Raw genomic sequence first — 15,116 nt, 5'->3', positions numbered from 1 at the left:
CCTGTCTGCTGGGGCCTTCGGGCCCCGGCTTCTTCTGGAGAACACGATGAAGACGATCAAGGTAAACCCCTGGGGTAAAGGTCAGGGCGACTTCGTGCTGATCAACGAAGAAGACTTCGACCCCGAAGTGCACGAGCTCTACGGCGAGAAGAAACTGTCCGCCAAGGAGAAGAAGGCGCAGGAAGCTGCCGCGAAGCTTCTGGAAGAAACCAAGGCTGCGCTGAAAGCGAAGGAAATCGCGTTCGACGACAATGCCACGCAGGAAGAGCTTCAGGCGCTTCTGGATGCGGCGGTGTAACCCATGGCACTGGTGATCGAGGACGGCAGCATCGTGGCCGGCGCCGAGAGCTTTGCCACGGCCGCCGAACTGGTTACCTATGCCGCCAATTTCGGCCGGGTGATCCCGGGCGACACCACCGCCCAGGAAGCCCTGCTGCGCCGTGCCGCTCTGCAGATGAGCGCCATGTCGTGGAAGGGCGGCCTGGTCAATGAACTCCAAGCCCTGTCCTGGCCGCGCTACGACGTGTACCGCGAGAATTGGCTGGTGCCGTCCGATTCCATCCCGGCGCAGATTAAGGCCGGGCAGATGGCGCTGGCGACCGAGATCCATGCCGATGACCTGGCGCCGCCGGAGTTGAAGAAGGGCCCGGTGGTGCGCAACCGCGTGGAAGGTGCAGTCGACGTGCAGTACGGCCAGGCGGCCGAGTACATCAGCCGCCCGGCCTCCACACGTCAGTCCTATGCGCAGTTCGGACCGTTCCTGGAAGCGTCCAACCAGATCAAGGTGGTGCGCGGTTAGAGGCCAAGGCCTCGCTCTAGGATTAGCACGCCATGGATATCCTTCTGATCTTTCCTGTCTGAGCTGTTCAGATCATCAACCAGCTTTTGCACGCCTTCTTTATCTACGGCGGATTCCATGTTCATCGGAACCAGGGTGTCTTTGATTTCCTGGGCGTAAGGCTCTGCATCAGATCCAATCGTCGAGTCTCCGATTGCCTTCCGAAGCTCGTATCTTGCCGTGATTTCACCCGTTCCAGATAAAACCGCTTCGGAGTGCAGTTTGTCGGCTTGATTGATGGCGTCCGCCTGCTTTTTAAACATCTGATTCCCTTGTGAGATTTGATGATGGCCTTCTACGACGACATGGCCGCAGTGGCGCTGGAGCTTATCACCGAGTTCGGCTCGGCACAGACGCTGCGCGACGTCACCGCCGGGGTCTATGACGAGATCAGCGGCACCTGGACTACACCGCCGAGCGATATCAGCCAGCCGGCCCAGCTAATCCTGCTGGACTACACCCTGCAGGAGTCCGGCCAGCAATACGCCGAAGGCTCCGAGATTCGCCAGGGCGACAAGAAGGTCATCATTGCGGCGAAGGGTCTGGCCTGGCCGCCGGCGCTGACCACCAAGGTCGATGTCGGTGGCGTGCTCTGGCAGATCGTCAACATCAAGGAATCCAACCCCGCAGGCACGCCGCTCGTGTACTTCTGCCAGGGGCGCAAGTGATGAGCTTCTCCGGAGACATGCGTGGCGCGACCCAGCGCATCATCGACGCGCACAACAAGATCACCCGCGCGGCCACCATCGATTTCTTCAGCGGCACGATCAAGGACACCCCCGTTGACACTGGCAGGGCGCGCGGCAACTGGGTCACCTCCGTCGACAATCCCGCCCAAGGCGAGATCGATCGCGACGACAAGGCCGGCTCCGCAGCCATTGCTGAGGTGGTCGCCAAGACGCCGGAAGGGGCAGGGCAGGAGACCTTCATGTCCAACTCACTGCCCTACATCGAAGAGCTCGAATACGGCCATAGCCAGCAAGCCCCGAGCGGTATGGTCCGCCGTAACCTCGCCCGTGTGCAGCGCATCGTGAACCAGGCCATCGCCAAATTCAGGGTCTGACATGTCCGAAATCAAGATCAACGCCGCCCTGGTAGCAGGGCTGACGTCGGCTGCGCTCGGCATCCCGACAGCGGGCGAGGGCAAGAACTTCACCCCGCCGGCTGTAACGGCGCCGTGGGCGGCCTGGTTCAACCTGCCGGCCAGCACCGATGTCGCCAGCAACGGCTCCGGCGGCATGGACGAAACCGTCGGCGTCTTCCAGGTCGACCTGAACTACCCGCTCAACGACGGCATCGGCAACATCCTCGCCGCCGTGCAGAAGCTCCGCGATTACTTCGTTGCCGGCCGCCGCCTCGTCTACCAGGGCCAGTGCGTGAAGGTCGAGCGCGTCACCCGCAACAACCTCCGGCCGGTCAACGGCTGGCAGCAGATCAACGTCTCCATCTACTACAGCGCCACGACCATCCGCCCGGAGGTATAACCCATGGCCTGCTTCGCCAACGGCTCCGCCGTCAAGCTCTACTACGTGCGCGAGTTCGCGCAGAAGGTCGCCATCACCATCAGCGCGGCTGCCAGCGATGACAGCCTCAACGACTCCGGCAACGGGTTCCTGACTTCCGGCTTCCTCGCCACCCACATCATCACCGTCGCCGGCTTCACCGAGGCGGCGAACAACGGCAAGTTCAAGATTGCCACCGCTGCGGCCGGCAAGCTGACCCTGACCGATGTCGATGGCAATCCGGTCACCTTGGTCGACGAGGCTGCTGGTGATTCGGTGACCATCACCATGGAAGGCTCGATTCCGGGCAATCCGGTGTTCAAGCCGATCCGCTTCGTCTCCGAAGGCCTGAGTCCGAACATCAATCAGATCGAGTCGGCCGAGATCAACCAGGCCCGCCAGCGCGCGCCGAGCCGTGGCGGCACCTACAGCACACAGGGCGAGATCGCTGCGGAAGTCAGTTTCGGCAGTTTCGACGACCTGATCGAGGCTGCCATGCAGGGCACCTGGACCGCCGACGTGCTGATCATCGGTTCCACCGAGCGCTCCTTCGCGATCCTCGAGCGCCACACCGACATCGGCGTCGACTACATCTACCGCGGCAGCCGTGTGGCCACCATGAACATCTCGGCCCCGCTGGGTGACAAGGCCGGCATCTCCTTCGGCATCCTGGGCACCAAGGCCGAGGCCTACACCGTTCCGGGTGGCGCGACCTTCTCCCCGGCCACTACCACCGACATGATGGTCACCACCAACGGCTCCTTTGCCGAAGACGGCGCCCCGATCGCCTACGCCACCGAGTGGAGTGTGACCCTCGACAACGGTATGGAAGCCGCCTTCTCACTGTTCCAGCGCGAGGCCTACTGCATCTCCAACGGCATCGCCTCGGTCACCGGCAGCATGAGCGCCTACCTCAAGGACGGCAGCCTCTGGGCGAAGGTACTCAACGAGGCCGAGACCGACCATGTGGTCGTGCTGGAGGAGGGTGCCGACAGCTACACCATTCAGTTGCCGAAAGTCCGCTACACCCAGGGCCAGAAGCAGGTCAGTGGTCCCGGCGCGGTGATTCCGCAGTACACCATGTCCGCCGGCTACGACGGCACCACCTCCATGCGTATCACCCGGAGCTGAGCATGACCGGAATCGACGCATTCAAAACCCGTGGCCGCGCCAACGCCGGCATCCGTATCAACCTGGCCGAGCCCGATGGCAAGCCGACTGAGCACTGGCTGCAAATCCGCTCGGTCTGGTCCGACGAGTACCAGGCGGCCCGGTCGGAACTGATCCGCCAGGCCGTCGAGGACGGCAAGCGTCTGGCTGAAGCGAAGGAAAACGAAGTGCAGGGCCTGCGCCGCGAGGCTGACCGCCGTCGGCGTGCCGTTGCCGCCGCTGCACTGGTGGCCAGCTGGTCTTTCGACCTCGAGTTCACCCCTGAGGCCGTTGCCGACTTCCTCCTGGAAGCCCCGCAAATCCTCGCGCATGTCGAGCGCATCGCCGAGGACGACCGCCGTTTTTTCGGGAAAGGATCGGCCAGCTCATCGAGTGGGGCAAAGCAGAGCTAACCCTGCTGCGGCCGCCGCCGGGCTCCGACCGACCGCTCCGGGAGCATCTGGAACAAATCTGGAAGGTCACCGGCGAAAGGCCCAAGGAACTGGCCGATCAACTCGACTGCCCGCCCGACTTGCAGTACCTCTGGCACTGGTTCTGGCAACTCTCCCGCCCCTTCAACTTCACCGAACTCCATCATTGGTCGCAACTCACCCGGCGCAATCTGCGAGCCTGGGAGGCTGAGCTGCTGGCCGATCTGCAGCGGATCTGGATATGACCGAATACGCGAAGCTCGTCGTCAGCGTCGACAGTCGGCAGGTGAGAACCGCCGACAGCGACCTGGATAAGCTGACCCAGACCGCCGGCAAAACGGAGAAGTCCACGGACCAACTGGCCGGTGCCTTCCGCCGTCTGGCTGGGCCGCTGGCGGCCGTCATCAGCGCCCGCGAAATCGCCCAGGCGGCGGAGAGCTACACCACGCTTACCAACCGGCTGCGCCTGGTCACCAACGGCACCGAGGAACTGGTGGCGGCGCAGGACACCGTGTTCCAGATCGCGCAGGAGTCCCGCCAGTCGCTCGCGGGCGTGGCCGAGCTCTATCAGCGGATCGCCACCTCCGCGCAGAATCTCGGACTCAGTAGCGCCGAGATGGCCTCGATCGTCGATACCGTATCCAAGAGCATCGCGCTCAGCGGGACGGCGGCCGCCGCCTCGGAAGCCGCATTGACCCAGTTCGCTCAGTCCCTGGCCGAGGGGCAATTACGCGGCGACGAGTTCAACTCGGTGATCGGGCAGGCTCCGGCGCTGGCCGATGCCATTGCGCGAGGGCTGGGTACCACTACCGACAAGCTGCGCCAACTGGCAACGGATGGGCAACTCACCGCGGAAGCCGTCACTCAGGCGTTGCTGAAACAAGGTGACGCCGTCGACCAGGCTTTCGGCGATCTTGGCACCACTGGCGGTCAGGCGTTGACTGTGTTGGGCAACAGCCTGACCAAGCTGGTGGGCGACCTGAACGACGCGACCGGTGCTGGCACCCTGTTTGGTGACACCATCATCGGCCTCTCTCAATACATCGACTCCGGCGCGCTCACCGACGGAATCGTCCAGACCTTCAACATCTGGTCGCAGACGTTTGATGCCGCCAGCCAGGACATTGCCGGTCTGGGCGTTGACCTGGAAGGGCTGGAGGAATCGGGCAGCAGCACGGCTTCCTTCCTCGCGGATGCCTTCCAGCAGATGCCCGCAAACCTGCGTGCGGCTGTGCAGATTGCCACGATTGAAGTGGCCAGTTTCTTTGATCGGGTGAAAGTGCAGGCCGGCGGTGCTGCCGCGCAGATTCACGCCTACATCTCTGGCGGCGCCGAGGCGGCTGCCAAGGTCGGGCAACTGGTCGAAGCCGACCTGAAACGCCTGGAAGGCGTGAAGCAGCAGGCCGTCGATGACGCGTTCGCCGAGCGTGACGCCATCATCCAGGCTGCCGAAGCGAGCCGGCAGAAGTCCACCGAGGAGCGTCAGCAGCGGGCCGAGGCTCGGGCCGAGCGGCAACGACAGATCGAGGAGTTGCGCAGGGGGATGCAGGGCCGCCAGATCGGCACGGGTGGAGGCGGCGATGCCGATAAGCAAGCGAAGGAGGCCCAGAAGGCAGCCGAGCGCCTGCGGCAGTTGTACGACAGCAACGAACTAGCGCTTTCCCGCCAAGTCGCGCTCTTTGGCCAAACTACCGAGGCCGCCCGCGTCCGCTACGAGGTCGAGAACGGCGAGCTTTCGAAGCTGAACACCCAGCAACAGGAGCACCTGATCGGTCTGGCGGAGGAAATCGACAAGCTCAACCAGCGCAAGGAACTGCAGGAGCGCGTTCGGCAAATTGAAGAGTCCACCTGGACCGATGCTCAGCGCGCCTTGGCCGATTACCAGGCTCAGGTCGAAGACCTGTGGAAGGCCAAGCAAGAGCTGGGGTGGACCGAAGAGCAGTACCAGCGCCGGGTCGACGCCGTCACCGAGGCGCACAAACGTCAGACCGAAGAAGCGAAGACTGCTACGGGCGAGTGGGACGAGATCACCAAAAACGCCGTGCAGAGCTTCCAGAACTCACTGAGCAGCACCATCAAGGACACCATCACCGGGGACTTCGACGACATCGGCAAGCGCTGGGTGGACCTGTTGAACCAGATGGCGGCGGATGCCCTGGCCGCCCAGGTTGCCCGCTCGTTGTTTGGCGAGGCCGGCGGCGGCGCCAAGGGCTCGACGGGGGCGTTCGGTGCCATTGGCGGCTGGCTGAAGGATGCCTTCACCGGCAGCGGTGGCGGTACCGGCTTGGCAGGTCTGTTCTCCAGCTTCGCCGGCCTGTTCGACCGTGGCGGCCCGATCCCGGCAGGCGGCTGGGGGATCGTCGGCGAGCGCGGGCCTGAGATTGTGCGCGGCCCGGCCAATGTCACCGGTAGGCAGGAGACGGCGCAGATGATGGGTGCCAATACCACGATCATCAAAGGGCCAATTGTGTTTCCGGGAATCACAAGTGCCAAGGAAGCGGACAAGGCTACGGCTGTTGCCGCCAGGAACCTTGGCAGGATTGCACAAGGAACTCAGAGGTACATGTAATGGCGATGTTCCTGGAAGAGCGCCTGACCGACAAAATCGACTACGGCAGCGGATTTTCCGCGGCGTACTCGAACCAGATCGTGCCCACGGCTGGTGGCGATGAATACCGCAGCCAGCGGCATCCGTTCGTGAAAGCCACGATGGCGATCGAGTTCGAAAAGCAAACGAATGTCGTGATCGACGACATGATCGACCTGAACCACCGGGCCGGGGGCACCCTGCGCGGCTTCCGCGTGCTGCACCCGGTGGACTATTCGAGCAACAACTACCGCGACGTGCCGACCGCCTTCGACCAGGCGCTGCCGCTGGTGAACCCGACTGTGCCTGGTGTGTATCAGCTGATGCGCTGGTATGGGAACAGCGCCGATCCAGCCTGTGCGCGTCGGCGCATCCGCAAGCCGCAAGCCGGTACCGTCTTGGTTGGTGTGGCTGGGCAGGCACTGCCTTCCGCCCAATGGGGCGTCAGCAACACCACTGGCATCGTCACCCTGGTGGCGAACAAGTCCAAGGCCATCACCGGTATCACCAAGGCAGCTCAGGCGGTCATCACCGTTGGTACTCATACGTATCTGGTGGGCGAGTCGGTGGCCGTGTCGCTGGTCGTGGGCATGACGCAGATGAATGGACTTCGAGCGCTGATCACTGCAATTGGCGCTACCACCATTACGGTGAACATCAACTCGACGGCCTTCAGCACTTACGTCAGTGGCGGCACGGTACAGACCTGGCCGCTCGCGGCGGAGGCCGTCACCGCCGGCTTCAAGTTCGACCTGCCGATGCGATTCAACGCCGACCTGGCCGGCGACTTCTCCAACTGGGACACGATTAACACGCCGTCGATTCAGTTGATCGAAATCCTCAACCCGGACTGACCCCTCGCCCTATCTCTGAGCCCGCCTTGTGCGGGCTTTCTTGTTTCTGGAGCCCCATGAAAGCACACGTCGCAGACTGGCAGACGCGGGTGTACTGCGTCCGGATCGAGCCGGCCAACGATGCGCCCCTTGTGCGCCTGGCCGGCTACCCGGTCGACCTGGTTATGAGCAACGGCCAGACCTACCTGACCGAGTCGGGCTACGAGTTCTCCGGCTATGGCGCCTCCAGCACCTTCGCCAGTTCCTCCATCGACCTCAAGGGCATCGTCCAGCAGGGCGCGATCTCCCGCGATGACCTGATGGCCGGGGTCTACGACAACGCCAGGGTCTACCTGTTCGCCACTTCCTGGGCGAACCCCATCGAAGACGAGGAAGAGCTCGCCATGCTGTTCTTCGGCAAGGTCGAGACCGCCGACGACCAGTACTCAGTCCAGCTGATGGGCGCCATCGATGTGCTGTCGCAGTCGCCCGGGCGCAGCTATTCGCCGACCTGCCAGTGGACCTTCCTCGACCAGACCCTCGACGGAAACATCCTGCCGGCCAGCCAGAGCCGCTGCATCGGCCCGCGTTCGGCGCCGGACGGCCCGAGCTTCGCCGCGCTGAAGGTCACTGGCACGCTGACCAGCGTTACCGACCAGTACTACTTCGCCGACAGCGCGCGCGTTGAGGCGGCCGACTACTTCGCCACCGGTGCCATTCGCTTCCTCTCTGGCCCGAATGCCGGCCTGAAGCCGATCGAGATCAAGGCCTTCACCGCTGGCGGCGTGATCCAGCTGCAGGAAGCGCTGTTCTACCTGCCCGAGGTTGGTGACCAGTACGAAATGATCCCCGGCTGCCGCAAGCGTCCTGAGGACTGCGCCTTCTGGGAAAACATGCGCAACTTCGGCGGCCATCCACATGTGCCGGCGCCCTCGCAGTACGGCCAGATCGGGAGGGGTGCATGACCCGCGACGACATCATTGCTGCTGTCCGCGAGGTGGAAGGGACGCCGTTCAGGCATCAGGGGCGCATTCCTGGACTCGGCTTGGACTGCGCCGGCGTGCTGGTGCACTGCTTCCAGCGCCTAGGTCTGCCCTACCACGACGAGATGGGCTATCCGCGCAATCCGTTCGACGGCCAGCTCGAGCGCATCCTCGACAGCCAGCCTTCACTGCGTCGCATCGTCAACGCCGACCTGGATCGCGGCGACGTGCTGTGCATGCGCATGACCCGCGCCCCCCAGCACATCGCGATTTACTGCGGCCTGATCGATGGCCATCCCTACATCACCCACGGCAGCTCCGAGCACGGGAAGGTTGCCACCCACCGCCTCGATGAGCTTTGGGGTGCCCGCATTGTCCGCGTCTACCGCTTTGAGGGCCTGGAATGAGTACTGGTCAGGCGCTTGGCGCCGTCGTCGGCGGAACGATTGGATTCTTCGTCGGCGGACCAGCTGGCGCGCTCTATGGCGCCCAGATCGGCCTGGCGGCCGGTGGTTACCTCGACCCGCCGAAGGGTCCGACCGTTCACGGCCCACGCCTGGGCGACAGATCGGTCCAGACCAGCACCTACGGCACGATCCTCACCCGCTACTACGGCACCATTGGTGCCCACGGCAACGCCACCTGGCTGGAGAATGGCGAGCTCAAGGAAACTGTTCGCAAGAAGAAACGGGGCGGCAAAGGTGGTGGCTCTGTTTCCACGGTCAAGACCTACACCTACAGCGCCACTTTCTTCCTGTCGCTGGGCCTTGGTCCTATCGCTGGCATCCGGCGTATGTGGTGCCAGGGCAAGCTGATCTACAACGCCGGCAGCGATGACCTGGAAACCATCATCGCCAGCAACCAGGCCGCGACCGGCTGGAGGCTCTACCGCGGCACCGACGACCAGTTGCCCGATCCGCGCTACGAGGCGGATGTCGGTGTCGGCAATGCCCCGGCGTACAGGGGCGAAGCCTACATCGCCTTCTATGACTTCGAGTTGGCGGACTACGGCAACAGCCTGCAGGGCGCACAGTTCAAGGTCGAGGTGGTGAACGCGGGCTCGACGGGCAAGCGCAAGCTGTACGACCAGGCGATCACCCTGCCATTGAGCAGCAACTTCTCGGTTCGGCCGGTGCAGCGCAGCCTGACCACCCAGCCCGGCCTGCTGGCGTTTTATGTCTATGACCCCACGGCCGGCTTTACCGGCGGCATCCCGACTGACGAGCGGGTCATTGCCTTGGGCTCCGAAGGCAATTACTTGCGTGCTGAAACCTTCCCAGGTGACGTGCTGCGGCCCCAGTTCAGCAGCTCGGGCACGCTGACCATCCGTGCGGGCGCGCTGGACGGGTCGAACGTTTGGGCGCCGGAGTACGCGACGACCTTCCCGATCGGCTCGACGCGGGACATCCTGCCCTTCGGCGACCTGACCAATCCGAACACGGTGAACGTCACCGGCTCGCGTGGCGACCTGACTGACCTGCTGCCCGGGGAAAGCGGGCGTTACCTGCATGGCGCGGCCTTCAGCCCGGACGGTACGCAACTGATTCTGATGACGGGGGCATTGCCCGGCAGCGCCTCGAACCAAGCTAATCGTTACTTCGTCCTCGGTGCGGATGCCAGCCTGATCGAGTCCGGCACCATCAGCGGGGCCAGCCGGATCTTCCCGCCGTTCGACAACCTGAACCTGCTCAATGGTGCGACCGCCTACGACCCTGCCAATGGCCTGGTCTGGACCGCCTGGTTCGCCGGCAGCGAGGCCTTCGTCGCTGGTTACTCGCTGGCGGATGGCGAGTTGCAGCAGGACTATTTCGACAGCACCGGCTTTATCACCGGCGTTGGCTACCCGGCGGCGTGCGCCCTGGACGGGATGTTCTACGTTCTGTTGCCCTACGGCGGCGCCCGGCACTGGCGGGTCTACCAGAAGAACTTCATCAGCGTCGACCAGGAGTCGCTGGCCAATATCATCGAGCGCGAGATCGAACGGTCGAGCCTGCTGACGGCTGCTGACATCGACACCTCCCTGCTGACGGACACGGTACGCGGCTACCGCGTGTCCGGCGGCAGCATCCGCAGCGCGCTGGAGCCGCCACAAGGCACCTGGCCGTTCGACATGATCCAGTCGGGCTATGTGCTGAAACCAGTACCGCGCGGCCAGGCCTCGGTGATGACCATCCCCTGGCAGGATCTCGGCGCATCCGATGGTGATACGCCGGGCGACCTGCTGCAGGAATCGCGCGAGATGGACTCGCAGCTCCCGGCGCGGACCAGCATCAAGTACCTGGACGCGGCGCGGGAGTACGCCGTCGCCGAGCAGTCGGCCGCGCGCGACAACACGCCAGCGATCAACCGCGTCGACCGCGAACTGCCCATCGTGCTCACCGCCGACGAGGCAGCCGGCGTGGCCGATGTGCTGCAGGAGCTCGCCTGGCTGGAGCGCAGTGAATATGCCTTCAGCCTGCCGCCGATCTACCTGGCGCTGGAGCCGGCGGATGTAGTCACCATCGCCGCGCCCTGGGCGACCTTCGAATTGCGGATCACGGAAATCAACTACGCCCCCGACGGCCGCCTGGAGTGCAAGGCCAAGCCGAACCGCGCCGCGCTCTACACCAGCAACGCCAAGGGCGGTGAGGGTGTACAGCCGGTTGGGACCATCCCACTCGCGGGGCCATCGTTGTTCCTGCCGATGGATATCCCGGTGGTCGATGAAACTCTGCAGAATGCCCCTGGGTTCGCGGGGGTCATGACGGGCTACAACCCCAGCTGGCCGGGTGGCCTGGCAGTTCGCTCAGTGGACAGCGGTCAAACCTGGAACGACCTGCAAGGCTTTACCGGACTGCCGACGCTTGGCACTGCGCGCGGCAGGCTGCTGTCCAGCACCTGCACGCTGATTGATCAGAGAACTCTGACTGTCGATTTGGTTTCCGGGGAGCTGGAAAGCATTACCCGCAATCAGATGTTGTCGGGGATGAACTACGCGGCTTATGGGGTTGATGGTCGCTGGGAGATCGTGCGGTTTCAGACTGCCACCCTGCAGGGCGACGGCTCCTACCTGATCAGCGGATTCGTGAGAGGTGACCGTGGTACCGAGTGGGTCGCTGGCCTGCACCAGAACGGCGAATGGTTTGTTCTGCTGGATGACCCGGACAACGTCTTCATCGACATGGCCGTTGGATCAATCGGGGTACCAGCCACCTATCGCGGCATCACATCGGGCGCCACCATCGACAGCGCCAGTGATGTGCCGTTCACCTATCAGGGTGTCAACCTGGAATGCCTGAGCCCGGTATCGGCCAAGGGCAGTCGAGACGGTTCCAGCAACTTCAGCAGCACCTTCACCCGTCGTTCTCGCCTCAGCAGCAGTTGGTGGGCCAATGGCGTCGAGGCGCCCTTGGGCGAATCCGCGCAGGCCTACGAGATCGATGTGATGTCCGGTTCGACCGTGAAGCGCACGATCACCGCTAGCACGCCAGCTTTCAGCTACTCCGCCGCCAATCAAGTTTCTGACTTCGGCTCGACCCAGGCCGCCATCACCTTCCGCATCTACCAGCTCTCGGCCACGGTCGGCCGCGGCTATCCCCTGGAGGTCACCCTGTGACGACCAAGCTCGCCCTCACCGACCTGGCCAATGGCCAGGCCAACTACCTCAATGCCAATGCCAGCTTTGCCCAGCTTAACCAGCTGGTGCAGGCGGCGGTGCTGGACAAGGACCTGGCGACCCCGCCCGGCTCGCCGGCCGACGAGGCGCTGTACATCGTCGCTGCCAGTCCGACTGGGGCTTGGAGCGGGCACGCCAAGGACCTGGCCTACTGGTTGTCCAGCGTCGGCACCTGGACTTTCGTCACGCCGCGCGAGGGCATGTTGGTCCACGTCAACGACGAAGACGCCTTCTACAAGTACGACGGCAGCGCCTGGGCCATTTTCACCGGTGGTGGCATGGCCAACCCGATGACCACCGCCGGTGATGTGATCGTCGGCGGTTCGTCCGGAACCCCGCAGAGGCTTGCCAAGGGCACGGACGGCCAAGTCCTGAAGGTCGTCAGTGGCGCCATAGCCTGGGCGGCCGAGAGCGGTGGCGGTGGCGGGATGACCAATCCCATGACCACGGAAGGCGACCTCATCGTGGGTGGCGCCAGTGGCACGCCCACCCGTCTGGCGAAGGGTGCCGACAACCAGATCCTCAAGGTCGTCAGCGGTGCGTTGACCTGGGCGGCCGAATCCGGGGGCGGCGGTGCCGTCTCCAGCGTTAACGGACAGACCGGAGCGGTGCTTCTGGCTGAGCAGAACCTGCTGATCAACGGTAACTTCGCCATCAACCAGCGTGGCTACGTCAGCGCCACCAACACCACGGCGGCGAACCAGTACACCCTGGACCGCTGGCGAGTCGTCACCAGCGGGCAAAACCTGGCCTTCTCTGCCTCTGGCCTGGGCAATCAAATCACCGCTCCGGCTGGCGGGGTGGAACAGGTCGTCGAAGGCAATAACATTCAGGGCGGTGTCTACACGCTGTCCTGGACCGGCACCGCGACCGCGACGGTAAACGGCACGTCGATCAGCAATGGTGGCCAGACCTCCAGCTTGACCGCCGGTTCGAACGTGACTATCCGTTTCAGCGGTGGCACGGTTTCCCTGGCCAAGTTCGAGAAAGGCAGCGTGGCCACGCCCTTTGAAGCGCGGCCTTACAGCCTAGAGTTACAGCTATGTCAGCGCTATTGCGTGGTGTACACGCTCGGTAGTGGGCAAGGCTTCGCCATTGGCACCTCGCCGGATACCAGTAGCGCCTACAGCTGGATCCTGCTACCGACCACCATGCGCACCTCATCCGCCGCAGTGACGGTGGCCTCCGGTCTGAACTTCTACGACCCGACGGCGCGAAGCGGCACGCGCGCCGGGCAGTTGCAGACGCCGTTCCTGCTCCAAATTTCTCTGACTGGCTCGAGCGGCCTAACCGCTGGCCGTTCCGGCTACTTCGCCTGGCCGAGCGGTGGCGCGATCACCATTGATGCGGAGATTTGAGATGTACCAATTGACCACTGATGCAGACCTGGTGATTCGCCTTGACGACAACACGACCATCCGCAAGGGGCATCGCTGGTGGGATGACTATGAAGCCTGGTTGGCAGCCGGCAATACTCCTAGTGCCGCAGATGGTGTCAGCTTTGCTGATGAGCAAGCGCGCAAGCTGGACGTAATTTGTGCCGCCTACGAACTGGAGTTCAGCGCGATAAAGCGACAGTACCCAGACTCAGAGCGAGAATCCTGGCCGATGCAGTTGGCTGAGTCCGTCGCCCTTCAGGCGGATCCGGGAGCCGACGCCCCCTTTCTCGAAGCGCTGGTGCTGGCGCGCGGGATGAATGAGACAAAGACCGAGTTGGCGACAAAAGTGCGGGCCAAGCACGCTTCCTACTCGGCAATCAGTGCGAGTATGACTGGCAGGCGGCACGCCCTGGAACGCAAGGTACTGGCCGCCTCCACGCTTGAGCAGATCCAGGCAATCAACTGGTAACTATTGTGGCTTTCGCCGCGCCCAAAGGCTTGACGCTTGGCTGTGGCGGCCAGATCATTTTTGCACCAGGCGAAGCAGGGCTTCACGGATCGGCCAATGAACAAGAACAGGGATATCGAGTGCTTTCGGGCCTACGCCGTCATCATCACCTTCATTGCTCACCTCTGGGTGATCAATCCGTCCTGGCAGGCCTGGACGACTTACTTCTGGCTGGGTGGGGGCGTTGACCTCTTCTTCTGCATCTCTGGGTTCCTGATTACTACGTCGCTCCTCGGCGACATCGATGCCCACGAAAGCTTCAGGTCATTTGCGTTGCCATTCTGGGTGCGCCGGGCATTCAGGCTGTGGCCAGCCGCAATTTTTTGGGCGACCGCCACCCTCCTGGTCTCGGCCTTGTTTGATGTGTCAGGAACCCTGGGTAGTCGTGAGGACGTTTCTTTCTCCTGGCTATTTGGCACCCTCAACGTGGCAAACCTGTATTTATGGTGGCTAAACGATCCCGAGAGGGTGACACCACTCTGGCACTACTGGAGCCTGTCGCTGGAGGAGCAGTTCTACATCCTGGTGCCCCTGGTTCTATTCTTGAGGCCCCGGAGAAGTCTCCTAGTGGCATTGATGGTGCTGTTCGCGGTCTACCAGAGCACCGCGATCAGGCCTTGGGGCAGCCTTCTCTGGTTCGTGCGAAGTGATGCGCTTCTGTATGGGGTGCTGATCGCGATGGCGTGGCACTTTCACCCGAAGACGATGACGCGCGGCTTTGCGGCTTGCCGGAAGGGTGTCTGGCAGAGTCTGTTGCTGGTCCTACTACCGCTCCCCGTGCTCCTGGCGAGGGAAGCCCTTTCGCCCTATTACATGGGGTGGGTCGCCATATCGTCTGCAGCGCTGGTGCTGCTTGTGTCCGGTAATGCCGACCTAACCGGCGGGAGTTCGTGGCTGAGGCGTCTGGCGATCTATATTGGGGCCCGTTCCTACTCGATCTACTTGGTGCACTACCCGGTGCTGGCGCTGGTTCGGGAGGCCATCCTGGCGACGAGCCTGACTGACCTCAGTCGGGTGGAAGACCAAGTGATCGCCGCAATGCTGGCGGCCATCACCACCATTGCTCTTGCCGAGTTCTCCTACCGCTTCATTGAGACCCCACTGCGGGTGAAAGGGCGGCATATTGCCGGGAAGATGGCGCGCCCCCTTGAAAAACAGGGGCTGGGCGCCGTACATTGAGTTCGGGCGCGCCCAGAAGGGGCGCCTGTTTGGCCTGCAGGAAGTCTCCTGCCGGTACCGTCGTCATCGCCA

At 63.3% G+C, this 15,116-nt stretch carries 17 protein-coding genes; 16 read left to right on the top strand and 1 reads right to left on the bottom strand.

Annotated elements, in window-relative coordinates:
- Positions 1 to 46 precede the first annotated feature (46 nt).
- Positions 47 to 298, top strand: coding sequence for a hypothetical protein (locus E8F20_RS05770; protein ID WP_280282861.1), 252 nt, complete (start codon positions 47 to 49; stop codon positions 296 to 298).
- A gap of 3 nt (positions 299 to 301) precedes the next feature.
- Positions 302 to 799, top strand: coding sequence for a DnaT-like ssDNA-binding protein (locus tag E8F20_RS05765; RefSeq protein ID WP_280282860.1), 498 nt, complete (start codon positions 302 to 304; stop codon positions 797 to 799).
- On the opposite strand, the gene E8F20_RS05760 is transcribed toward E8F20_RS05765, so the two are convergent.
- A complete protein-coding gene (locus E8F20_RS05760) occupies positions 796 to 1,101 on the bottom strand; it encodes a hypothetical protein (RefSeq protein ID WP_280282859.1) in 306 nt (101 codons plus the stop codon). The genes E8F20_RS05765 and E8F20_RS05760 overlap by 4 nt on opposite strands.
- Before the next feature lie 24 nt (positions 1,102 to 1,125).
- On the opposite strand from E8F20_RS05760, the gene E8F20_RS05755 reads away from it, so the two are divergent.
- From E8F20_RS05755 to E8F20_RS05690, 14 genes are all read left to right on the top strand, one after another.
- Complete coding sequence (locus E8F20_RS05755; protein ID WP_280282981.1) at positions 1,126 to 1,506, top strand: hypothetical protein; 381 nt, start codon at positions 1,126 to 1,128, stop codon at positions 1,504 to 1,506.
- Positions 1,506 to 1,901 carry a hypothetical protein gene (locus E8F20_RS05750; protein WP_280282858.1) on the top strand — a complete coding sequence of 132 codons (396 nt, stop codon included), beginning with the start codon at positions 1,506 to 1,508 and terminating at the stop codon, positions 1,899 to 1,901. The genes E8F20_RS05755 and E8F20_RS05750 overlap by 1 nt, the downstream gene beginning before the upstream one ends.
- Position 1,902: 1 nt before the next feature.
- Entirely contained in the window at positions 1,903 to 2,322 is a 420-nt protein-coding gene (locus E8F20_RS05745; protein ID WP_280282857.1) for a phage tail terminator-like protein, read from the top strand.
- A gap of 3 nt (positions 2,323 to 2,325) precedes the next feature.
- Positions 2,326 to 3,471, top strand: a complete 1,146-nt coding sequence (locus E8F20_RS05740) for a phage tail tube protein (protein ID WP_280282856.1) — start codon at positions 2,326 to 2,328, stop codon at positions 3,469 to 3,471.
- Between the two features lie 2 nt (positions 3,472 to 3,473).
- Complete coding sequence (locus E8F20_RS05735) at positions 3,474 to 3,902, top strand: hypothetical protein (RefSeq protein ID WP_280282855.1); 429 nt, start codon at positions 3,474 to 3,476, stop codon at positions 3,900 to 3,902.
- A 119-nt stretch (positions 3,903 to 4,021) separates the two neighbouring features.
- Positions 4,022 to 4,165, top strand: a complete 144-nt coding sequence (locus E8F20_RS05730) for a hypothetical protein (protein ID WP_280282854.1) — start codon at positions 4,022 to 4,024, stop codon at positions 4,163 to 4,165.
- The gene (locus E8F20_RS05725; RefSeq protein WP_280282853.1) at positions 4,162 to 6,489 is read left to right on the top strand and encodes a tape measure protein; all 2,328 of its coding nucleotides are present in this window, start codon (positions 4,162 to 4,164) and stop codon (positions 6,487 to 6,489) included. The genes E8F20_RS05730 and E8F20_RS05725 overlap by 4 nt, the downstream gene beginning before the upstream one ends.
- A complete protein-coding gene (locus tag E8F20_RS05720; RefSeq protein WP_280282852.1) occupies positions 6,489 to 7,361 on the top strand; it encodes a DUF2460 domain-containing protein in 873 nt (290 codons plus the stop codon). Before E8F20_RS05725 ends, E8F20_RS05720 begins: the two co-directional genes overlap by 1 nt.
- 56 nt (positions 7,362 to 7,417) lie before the next feature.
- Positions 7,418 to 8,305 (top strand): DUF2163 domain-containing protein, encoded by an 888-nt coding sequence (locus E8F20_RS05715; protein ID WP_280282851.1) that lies wholly within the window; start codon positions 7,418 to 7,420, stop codon positions 8,303 to 8,305.
- Entirely contained in the window at positions 8,302 to 8,730 is a 429-nt protein-coding gene (locus tag E8F20_RS05710) for an NlpC/P60 family protein (protein WP_280282850.1), read from the top strand. The genes E8F20_RS05715 and E8F20_RS05710 overlap by 4 nt, the downstream gene beginning before the upstream one ends.
- Positions 8,727 to 11,918 carry a phage tail protein gene (locus tag E8F20_RS05705; protein ID WP_280282849.1) on the top strand — a complete coding sequence of 1,064 codons (3,192 nt, stop codon included), beginning with the start codon at positions 8,727 to 8,729 and terminating at the stop codon, positions 11,916 to 11,918. Before E8F20_RS05710 ends, E8F20_RS05705 begins: the two co-directional genes overlap by 4 nt.
- On the top strand, positions 11,915 to 13,336 hold the full coding sequence (locus E8F20_RS05700) for a DUF2793 domain-containing protein (RefSeq protein WP_280282848.1): 1,422 nt from the start codon (positions 11,915 to 11,917) through the stop codon (positions 13,334 to 13,336). The genes E8F20_RS05705 and E8F20_RS05700 overlap by 4 nt, the downstream gene beginning before the upstream one ends.
- Before the next feature lies 1 nt (position 13,337).
- Positions 13,338 to 13,826: a hypothetical protein gene (locus tag E8F20_RS05695; RefSeq protein ID WP_280282847.1), complete on the top strand. Its 489-nt coding sequence runs from the start codon at positions 13,338 to 13,340 to the stop codon at positions 13,824 to 13,826.
- Positions 13,827 to 13,922: 96 nt separating this feature from the next.
- A complete protein-coding gene (locus E8F20_RS05690) occupies positions 13,923 to 15,044 on the top strand; it encodes an acyltransferase (RefSeq protein WP_280282846.1) in 1,122 nt (373 codons plus the stop codon).
- Positions 15,045 to 15,116 lie beyond the last annotated feature (72 nt).

Source organism: Pseudomonas sp. BN415 (assembly GCF_029871195.1).
Classification (GTDB): domain Bacteria; phylum Pseudomonadota; class Gammaproteobacteria; order Pseudomonadales; family Pseudomonadaceae; genus Metapseudomonas; species Metapseudomonas resinovorans.
The sequence above is the reverse complement of the archived record's forward strand: the minus strand, read 5'-3'. Positions and strand labels throughout refer to the sequence as shown.